The 9,328-nt window shown below is 40.1% G+C and carries 8 protein-coding genes; 1 reads left to right on the top strand and 7 read right to left on the bottom strand.

Going from position 1 to position 9,328, the window contains the following annotated elements; translation table 11 throughout:
* Positions 1 to 304 precede the first annotated feature (304 nt).
* The 6 genes from galU to rppH all read right to left on the bottom strand — a co-directional run bounded on the left by galU (position 305) and on the right by rppH (position 6,602).
* Entirely contained in the window at positions 305 to 1,183 is an 879-nt protein-coding gene (galU, locus tag H5118_RS02930; RefSeq protein ID WP_002958699.1) for a UTP--glucose-1-phosphate uridylyltransferase GalU, read from the bottom strand.
* Between the two features lie 23 nt (positions 1,184 to 1,206).
* A complete protein-coding gene (locus tag H5118_RS02925; RefSeq protein ID WP_024594909.1) occupies positions 1,207 to 2,058 on the bottom strand; it encodes a thymidylate synthase in 852 nt (283 codons plus the stop codon).
* Positions 2,059 to 2,071: 13 nt separating this feature from the next.
* The gene (gene lgt, locus H5118_RS02920; protein WP_002958701.1) at positions 2,072 to 2,875 is read right to left on the bottom strand and encodes a prolipoprotein diacylglyceryl transferase; all 804 of its coding nucleotides are present in this window, start codon (positions 2,873 to 2,875) and stop codon (positions 2,072 to 2,074) included.
* Between the two features lie 13 nt (positions 2,876 to 2,888).
* Positions 2,889 to 3,698, bottom strand: a complete 810-nt coding sequence (locus tag H5118_RS02915) for a sulfite exporter TauE/SafE family protein (RefSeq protein ID WP_002958702.1) — start codon at positions 3,696 to 3,698, stop codon at positions 2,889 to 2,891.
* 90 nt (positions 3,699 to 3,788) lie between these two features.
* Positions 3,789 to 6,053 (bottom strand): phosphoenolpyruvate--protein phosphotransferase, encoded by a 2,265-nt coding sequence (gene ptsP / locus H5118_RS02910; RefSeq protein ID WP_002958703.1) that lies wholly within the window; start codon positions 6,051 to 6,053, stop codon positions 3,789 to 3,791.
* 30 nt (positions 6,054 to 6,083) lie between these two features.
* A complete protein-coding gene (rppH, locus tag H5118_RS02905) occupies positions 6,084 to 6,602 on the bottom strand; it encodes an RNA pyrophosphohydrolase (protein WP_002958704.1) in 519 nt (172 codons plus the stop codon).
* A gap of 530 nt (positions 6,603 to 7,132) precedes the next feature.
* On the opposite strand from rppH, the gene mutH reads away from it, so the two are divergent.
* Positions 7,133 to 7,804 carry a DNA mismatch repair endonuclease MutH gene (mutH, locus tag H5118_RS02900; protein ID WP_182693772.1) on the top strand — a complete coding sequence of 224 codons (672 nt, stop codon included), beginning with the start codon at positions 7,133 to 7,135 and terminating at the stop codon, positions 7,802 to 7,804.
* A 193-nt stretch (positions 7,805 to 7,997) separates the two neighbouring features.
* On the opposite strand, the gene eno is transcribed toward mutH, so the two are convergent.
* A complete protein-coding gene (gene eno / locus H5118_RS02895; protein ID WP_002958706.1) occupies positions 7,998 to 9,296 on the bottom strand; it encodes a phosphopyruvate hydratase in 1,299 nt (432 codons plus the stop codon).
* Between the last annotated feature and the right edge of the window lie 32 nt (positions 9,297 to 9,328).

Genomic DNA, 9,328 nt, shown 5'->3' with positions numbered 1-9,328 from the left:
ACTTATGGCAAACTGATGTCTCAGGCATAGCAGTTGTGACTTATGTGGGTTGTGGTGATTTACATAAGATCATAAATTGCTGTGCCTGTCACGTTTTGGGGATTCGTCAGCCCTTCGGGCAGCGCATGTTTGGCATCTATGCTACGTTATCGCCTATTTATGGGGAATAACCACATTACATCGGCTCTGCCTTGCCTAAATACCAAACAGCCTGCTGCAAATTTAACCTCGAAAGATAAACAGGCCTGATAAAACTCATAAAAAAGGCGCCGATATAGGCGCCTTTCATGATTTACATTAACTGTTAAATCAGTTTTTTAATAAATGACTTTAATTCATCAGCAAATTCATCGCGACGAAGTGCAAATTCAATAGTCGCTTTTAAATAACCAATTTTACTTCCACAATCGTGGCTACGGCCTTTTATAGCGTATGCATCTACTTTTTCGTGTTCCATTAACATCGCAATTGCGTCAGTTAATTGAATTTCATTGCCTGCTCCTTGCGGAGTTTTTGCAAGTAACGGCCATATGTTTTCGCTTAATACGTATCGACCCACTACAGCTAAGTTAGATGGCGCTTCGTCTACTGGCGGTTTTTCTACCATGTTAAAAATTGGCGAGCTTTCACCTTGTTTTAAGTCAACATCGCCTAAATCAACCACACCAAACTTATCTACTTCATCCATTGGTACTGGCTCAACCATTATTTGGCTATGCTTGTTTTGCTCAAAATTAGCGATCATTTCTGCTAAGTTATCTTTTTTAAGATCGCTCTCTACATCATCAATAATTACATCAGGTAGAATAACTACAAACGGTTCGTTACCAATAATAGGCGCAGCACAACTAATAGCATGGCCTAAGCCTTTTGCTTCACCTTGGCGTACGTGAATAATGGTTACGTCTTTAGGGCAGATTGCTTGCACTTCGGCAAGTAGTTGCCGCTTTACACGCTTTTCTAAAGTAGCTTCTAGTTCAAAGCTCGTATCGAAGTGATTTTCGATTGAATTTTTACTTGAGTGCGTTACTAACACTATTTCTTTAATGCCTGCAGCAACGGCTTCGTTTACTACATATTGAATTAAAGGACGGTCTACCACTGGCAGCATTTCTTTAGGAATTGCTTTAGTGGCTGGTAACATACGAGTACCAAGGCCTGCTACTGGGATGACTGCTTTCATTTTATGTTTTCCTTAATCTTTTATTATACTGAAAATGGATATTGAATCGCTTCGTGGCATTGATAGCCTGTTACTTCAAAGTCGTCTCGTGTTACCCACGTTTCTATGTCTTCTAATGATTTAATTTTTGGATTAATTTTTAACTGAGGAGATGCAAATGGCTCACGCGTTAACTGCACATCACGCATCAGCTCAAGTTGGTTTTCGTAAATATGTGCATTAGCAATTTTATGATACGCCTTACCCGCTTTGTGGCCGGTAATTTGAGCCACTAGCGCAAGCAACACAAAACACTGAATTTGATTAAAATTAAGGCCAAGTGGCACATCACAGCTTCGCTGGTATGACGTTAAATATAGCGTATCACCAAGTAAGGAGAAAGTGTGTGTATGCATACACGGGCGCAGGCAACCAAGCTCAAACTCACCTGGATTATAAAACGTGATTATTTCACCACGGTCATCAATGCCATTTTTTAAGTTATTAATAACTTTGGAAAGCTGATCAAGCGTTGAGCCATCTGGTCGTTGCCAACCACGACCTTGTACGCCGTAAACACGCCCCATGTCATCCTCACCTTTACGGTTAGGATTATTAAGCCATGCATTGTTATCGTTTGCGTTAGCATCCCACGTTTTACAGCCAATTTCACGAAATTGCGCAGCGCTGTCGTACCCGCGTAAATAGCCTAGCAATTCAGCAATCGCTGCTTTGTAGTAACTTTTGCGTGTAGTGATCATCGGAAACTGATTATTAGCCACATCGTATTCTAAATCAGCATTGATAACGGTTAAACAACGCGTACCTGTACGTTTATTTTCGACCCACTGTCCTTCGTCAACAATACGCTGACATAATTCTAAATATTGTTTCATGCGTTACTTCTTATTATGCTTTAGCTGTGGTTATTTGTTTAGGTTGTTTATATGCCCAAATTAATAAGCCTAAACCACCTACAATCATAGGTAACGAAAGTATTTGTCCCATTGATATAAAGTCGGCAAATAAACCTAATTGTGCATCGGGTTGGCGGAAATATTCAATACAGAATCTAAACACGCCATAACCTAATAAAAATACACCGGCTACGCTGCCTGCTGGGCGCGGTTTTTTAATAAACCATTGCAGGATTAAAAACAGCACTAAGCCTTCAAAAAATGCTTCGTATAATTGCGATGGGTGACGCGCAAGCGGACCGCCCGTTGGAAATACCATTGCCCATGGCACGTCGGTAACTCGGCCCCATAATTCACCGTTTATAAAGTTACCAATACGTCCAGCTAAAAGCCCTACAGGAACCAGTGGTGCAACAAAGTCGCCCACTTGAAGAAGCGACTTTTTACGCGTCCACGAAAAAATTGCGACGGCAGTTATAACGCCAAGTGTTCCACCATGAAACGACATACCGCCCTGGTCTATTCTAAATAAATACAGTGGGTTTTCTATAAAGTAACTAAACTGGTAAAACAATACGTAGCCAATACGCCCGCCTAGTATTACCCCTAACATGCCGTAAAACAGTAAATCGCTTACTTGCTCTTTAGTCCAACCCGAATTTGGCTTTGATGCTTGACGATTTGCAAACCACATCGCAAATGCAAAACCTATTAAATACATTAAGCCATACCAACGTACGCTTAGCGGTCCAACAGAAAAAATAATTGGATCAATTTGAGGAAACTCAAGTGCCATAAAAAATAAACCTTTAGCTAAAAACCATTTTAATTGCGATAACTACAAGCAGCACCGCGAAAACTTTTTTAATTGTATTAACAGGTAAATAGTGAGTTGCTTTGGCGCCAATAGGCGCAACAAACCACGAGGTAATAACAATTCCAAATAATGCAGGTAAATAAACAAATCCAGCAAAACCATGCTCTAAATCGGTAACATGCCAACCTGCGCTGATGTAACCAATAGAGCCAAATAATGCGATAACAATTCCGCACGCGGCTGCGCAGCCAATTGCTTTTTTTATATCAACCGAGAAATAATTAAGCATAGGTACTATTAAAGCACCACCGCCAATACCAATTAAACCTGATAATCCGCCCATTATCGCAGAAAATCCACCTAAAATAGGACCTGCCGGTAACGGTTTATCTGACATCGGTTTATTACGCGCAGATAGCACCATTCTTGCTGCAATAAATACAACACTTATAGCAAACACTGTACGCAATATTTGTTCAGGGATTAAACTTGCTGCAAAGCCACTAATAAGTGCACCTAAAGCCACGCCCGACATAACCCATGGGGCAATATCCCAAGGCACGTTATCATTTTTATGATGAGCCAGCGCTGAAGACGTTGAAGTAAATAAAATAGAAGCGAGTGAGGTTGCAATAGCAATTACTAATACATGATCAGCCGACGTTACATTAAATGACAGTAGCAGAGTGCTTAGAACTGGAACGATAATTAAACCGCCACCAATGCCTAGTAACCCAGCTAAAAACCCAACAATACAGCCTAGTAGTGCGCAGCTTGCGACTAACAAACCTAAGTCATACATAGTAATCTCAAATACCCTTTTAAGGTTTATATATTAAAGGATTATAAAACTAATAGCATCTGTGTATTGCAATTAATTAGGCGTATAAGCTTATTTGGGAGTGTAAAACAAATCACCTAATTTATGCTCTAGCATAAAGCTTCGCGTTAAACGTAGTACTTGTTTGGCTGTGGATTGCGCTAAGCATTCACTTAATAGTTGTTCCATGTCACTGACATTTAAACGCCTAAGTACCCATTTAACTTTATTAAGCGATGATAAATTCATACTAAGGCGCCTGTAACCCATGGCAATAAGCAAAATAGCCCCTTCAGGATCGCCACCTAGTTCACCACACAAACTAAATGGCAGTTCATATTGTTCACATTCACGCGCTACTTTATTTAGTACCCTGAGTACGCCCGGGTGATAAGGGTTAAAAAGTTCGGCAACTCGTGCATTAGCCCTGTCTACTGCTAATAAATACTGTGTTAAATCGTTACTACCTACTGAGCAAAAATCGACTTTTTTTGACCACTCTGGAAGCATAAATACACTTGAAGGTACCTCTAGCATTATACCTATGTCGGGTCTTTCTATGGTTTGCTCTGGGTATTTTTCACTTAACTCAAAATAAGCCTGTTCAAATAACGCAAGTGACTCATCAACTTCTTCAGTGCCACTGATCATAGGGAGCATTATTTTTAAATTACCCAAACCAATGTTTGCTTTAAGCATCGCTTTTAGTTGATCTAAAAATAACTCTGGGTGATCAAGGCTAATACGAATGCCACGCCAACCTAAAAATGGGTTTTCTTCGGTAATGTTAAAGTAATCGAGTACCTTATCGCCCCCAATATCCAATGTACGCATAACCACAGGATTAGGATGATAGCTAGTTAGTACTTCTCGGTACCAATTTTCTTGCTCTGATTGCGAAGGAAACTGACCCTTTTGCATAAACCACGCTTCGGTACGGTAAAGCCCCACACCGTCACAAATATGCGCGCTACTTTGCTCGGTATTAAGCTCAAGGCCTGCGTTTAATAATAAGCTAACATGCTCACCGTCAAGCGTAATTGATTCTGAGTCTTGCTCTGCTAAAAAGCGGTTATTAAGTAGGTTATCTTGATGCTGTAACTCTGTGTATTCATCCATCAACATTTGCGAAGGCGATATATATAAACGCCCAGCAAATGCATCTAAAATCATCGGTTTGCCATTAAACTGCAGTAGAGGTAAATCTTCTATACCCCAAATGGCAGGGATCCCCATCGCACGCGTTAATATAGAAGCATGGCTATTTGCAGAGCCATTTACGCTTACAACGCCTGTTAAGTGACCTTTTGGCACCTCAGCTAGCATGGCGGGTGTTAAGGTATTAGCAATTAAGATAGTGTTGGCCGGATAATTTTTAACAGCGTGCTCGGTATTTACAAGATGGTGTAATACGCGAAGACCAATGTCTTTAACGTCAACAGCACGCTCTTTTATATAAGGGTCTTGCATGGCATTAAATTGAGATATTAAACGCTCTATTACAATTTTTAGGGCGCTTTTAGCACACCAGCCTTCTTGTAATTGCATTTCAACATTATGCCCTAAACTTTTAGCGTCAAGCAGTTGTTGATACACATCAAATACCGCAAGAGCTTCGTGCGGAATAGAATCGCTTAGCGTCATAGATAGGGTATTAAATTCTTTGCGCGTTGCAGCTACAGCTTGTGTAAACAAACGGCGCTGCTCAGTAACGTCACTGTCTTTTAAAAGCTCAATAGATTTAAAATCGAGTTTTGGTAATACAACAAATGCTTGCCCTATACCTATTCCAGGCGCGCTCGATACGCCTTTTAAAACAGACGTTTGATGAGATGACTCATCTTGGCGGAGTATTTCTTTAATTTCAGCATGCGCTAACTGTGAAGCAAGCTGGGCAGAAAGCGTTATTAAAAACGACTCTTCGTCTTGGCTAAATACACGTGCCATTTTTTGTTGAACAACAATAACACCCAGTACTTTTTTTTGATGAACAACGGGTACAGATAAAAAAGCGTTGTAGCCTTCTTCATTTACTTCGGGGGAGAGCTTAAAGCGAGGATGTGATTTAGCAAATGCAATATTAATAGGTTCTTCGCGTTGTGCTACTAGGCCCACTAAGCCTTCGGTAAACCCAATTCTAAACTTACCCACCGCATCAGGATTTAACCCTTCGGTAGCCATAAGTACAAAATTGTCTTGGCTGTAATCTGCAAAATAAATGGAGCAGCACTGGGTTTTCATGGCATCTTTAACCATTTGCACAAAGCACACTAATGCGCTGTCTAAATTCGCTTGTCGCGATACAGACTCCGCAATAGATCTCAGTGTAGCCAGCATACCCTGCTCCTTTATTGTATCGAGAAATTACTACCTTTTACTTCGCCAATGATCTTTATGTTGTTCTCTCTTATTAAAAGGCATGGCGAAAGGAGCAAACTCTTTCATTACTCGTCGATAAACATCCCGTTTAAACGATACAACCTGTCTTACAGGATACCAATAACTTACCCAGCGCCAATCATCAAACTCTGGATGATGGGTTTTAAGTAAATTTACATCTTCGTCTTTACAGCGTAATTTTAGTAAAAACCATTTTTGTTTTTGCCCAATACACACCGGACTAGAGTCTCGGCGGATTAATCGTTTGGGTAATTTATAGCGTAACCAATGTTTTGAGCTTGCGACTATTTCTACATCTTCTGGTCGCAACCCTACTTCTTCGTGTAATTCACGGTACATGGTTTGTTCTGCAGTTTCGCCATCATCAACACCACCTTGGGGAAATTGCCAAGAGTGTTGACCATAACGTCTGGCCCAAAAAACCTGTCCCTGATTATTGCAAATCACAATTCCGACATTGGCACGAAAACCTTCGGCATCAATCACCTTAGTGCCTCATTTGTAAGTCGATTTTTAATGATTGTTCCACATTAGCCGCAATACGGCAAATACTATTATACCCAAGCCAATTAGTGAGCTAAGTTTGAGCTTTTAGTATGTTGATAAATTAATAGAGAATAGGTAAATATTTAGAAAATAACTCAGCAAAGCTATTGCGGTTCTTGTTTTCCTCTAGTTACTCACAGTTTGTGCATAACTTTTGTAAAACACGCTCATTTTGCAAACAAATCCACAATATTAGATCTTAAAACTTAGCTTCTCCACAGATTCTGTGGATAAACATGTTCATATAGTTGTATTTATCCTTACAACTTTGAAATGGCTTAATCAAAACTGAACGTGCACATTTAAAAAAACCTGCAGAGTCAGTAACTTAAAGTAAAGTAGCTTAATTTCAATATGTGCAAAATTAACACAAACAACAGGCGTGCAAAAAACGTACAACCCTAAAGATATCCACGGCTTAGCCTATTTGCTATCATGGCTATGGTATTTATACAACCGAAATTAAGAATATGCGACCTACAAAACCACACTCAATAAACGACTTAATGCAGCGCGTTAACAGTATTGCCGGATTAACACTTGGGCAACTTGCAAACCAGTACTATTTTAAAACACCTGATGATTTACTACGTGAAAAAGGCTGGACTGGGCAACTCATTGAATACGTACTAGGCGCTACTGCAGGCTCAAAACCCCTCCCCGATTTTGAAGATTTAGGAATTGAGCTAAAAACACTGCCTATTTCTTATAAAGGTAGGCCACTGGAAACTACGTTTGTATCGGTTACACCTTTAATGAACGTGACGGGAATGACGTGGCATACCAGCTCTGTGCGTAAAAAACTAAATCATGTTTTATGGCTGCCAATTTTAAGCGAACGTGATATTGCGCCGTTTGACAGAACCATCGGCAGCGGCTTTTTGTGGCAGCCTTCACCTGAACAAGACGCTTTGTTACAGCGCGACTGGGAAGAGCAAATGGAGCTAATTGCGCTAGGTAGAGTCGACGAAATATCAGGCCATTTAGGCGATGCTATGCAAATACGCCCCAAAGCTGCTCATAGTAAAATAGTCACTGATGCTATTGGCCCAAATGGGCAAATAATTAAAACCCTACCCCGTGGTTTTTATTTAAAAACCAGTTTTACAGGTGATATTTTAAAGCAGCAGTTTCAGCTATGAGTGCGTAAGAAGTTAAAGCATGAGTAAAGCGTTATACTTTTGTGCTCCACTCTTTAGTGCTGCGTACATCAACAAGCTTAAAGCATACAATTTATTTTCATCTCTTTGGAAAAAGTATCAGGCATAAAAAATCCCCGCATAGGCGAGGATTTTATCATCTAAAATTAAAAGTTATATTCTATGTAAAATAGAATTACTGACCTTTAACTTCTTTAAGACCGTTGTACGGTGCTTTATCACCTAATTGCTCTTCAATACGTAGCAATTGGTTGTACTTTGCAACACGGTCAGAACGGCTCAGTGAACCTGTTTTGATTTGACCTGCAGCAGTACCCACTGCTAAATCAGCAATTGTTGAATCTTCAGTTTCACCAGAACGGTGAGAAATAACAACAGTAAAACCAGCATCTTTAGCCATTTTGATTGCAGCTAAAGTTTCAGTTAAAGAACCGATTTGGTTAAACTTAATTAAGATTGAGTTAGCAATACCGTTGTCGATACCACGTTTTAAAATCTTCGTGTTAGTTACAAATAAATCATCACCTACTAATTGGATTTTATCACCCATTAGTTTAGTTTGGTGTGCAAAGCCATCCCAATCAGACTCATCAAGACCATCTTCGATAGAAACGATTGGGTACTGATTAGTAAGATCTTGTAAGAAGAAGTTAAATTCTTCAGAAGTGAATTTTTTACCTTCACCTTTAAGATCGTAGATGTTTGCTTCTTTGTCGTAAAACTCAGATGCAGCACAATCCATCGCTAAAGTAATATCTTTACCTAGCTCGTAACCTGCGTTTGCAACAGCTACTTTGATTGCAGCAAGAGCCGCTTCGTTAGATGCAAGGTTAGGTGCAAAACCACCTTCATCGCCAACCGCTGTTGAATGACCATCAGCTTTAAGCACTTTAGCAAGGCTGTGGAATACTTCAGCGCCCATACGTAGGCCTTCGCGGAAGTTTTTAGCGCCAACAGGTTGGATCATGAATTCTTGAATATCTACAGAGTTATCTGCGTGCTCACCACCATTGATGATGTTCATCATTGGAAGTGGCATAGAGTAAACACCTGGTGTGCCATTTAAGTCAGCAATATGTTCATAAAGCTCAACTTTTTTAGACTGTGCAGCTGCTTTCGCAGTTGCTAGTGATACAGCTAAGATTGCGTTTGCACCTAATTTTTCTTTATTTTCGGTACCATCTAAATCTAGCATCACTTTATCAACAGCGTTTTGATCTAATGCATTTTGACCAGCTAAAGCATCAGCAATTTCTTTATTAATATAACCAACTGCTTTTAATACGCCTTTACCTAAGTAACGTGATTTATCACCGTCGCGTAACTCTAATGCTTCACGAGTACCAGTAGATGCGCCTGAAGGTGCTGCTGCACGACCCCAAGAACCATCTGCTAAATGTACGTCTGCTTCAACAGTTGGGTTACCACGCGAGTCCATAATTTCGCGACCGATTACTTTTACGATTTCTGACATCTTGATTCCTCTATATTCCCAAAATGGTGAGT

It is taken from the genome of Pseudoalteromonas sp. SR41-1 (assembly GCF_014164015.1).
GTDB classification, from domain to species: Bacteria; Pseudomonadota; Gammaproteobacteria; order Enterobacterales; family Alteromonadaceae; genus Pseudoalteromonas; species Pseudoalteromonas distincta.
This window is presented reverse-complemented; position numbering and strand designations above follow the sequence as displayed.

Excerpts from the sequence above, each read along its gene's own strand:
- galU (WP_002958699.1), bottom strand. The coding sequence starts at position 1,183 with ATGAAAGCAGTCATCCCAGTAGCAGGCCTTGGTACTCGTATGTTACCA.
- H5118_RS02925 (WP_024594909.1), bottom strand. The coding sequence starts at position 2,058 with ATGAAACAATATTTAGAATTATGTCAGCGTATTGTTGACGAAGGACAG.
- lgt (WP_002958701.1), bottom strand. The coding sequence starts at position 2,875 with ATGGCACTTGAGTTTCCTCAAATTGATCCAATTATTTTTTCTGTTGGA.
- H5118_RS02915 (WP_002958702.1), bottom strand. The coding sequence starts at position 3,698 with ATGTATGACTTAGGTTTGTTAGTCGCAAGCTGCGCACTACTAGGCTGT.
- ptsP (WP_002958703.1), bottom strand. The coding sequence starts at position 6,053 with ATGCTGGCTACACTGAGATCTATTGCGGAGTCTGTATCGCGACAAGCG.
- mutH (WP_182693772.1), top strand. The coding sequence starts at position 7,133 with ATGCGACCTACAAAACCACACTCAATAAACGACTTAATGCAGCGCGTT.
- eno (WP_002958706.1), bottom strand. The coding sequence starts at position 9,296 with ATGTCAGAAATCGTAAAAGTAATCGGTCGCGAAATTATGGACTCGCGT.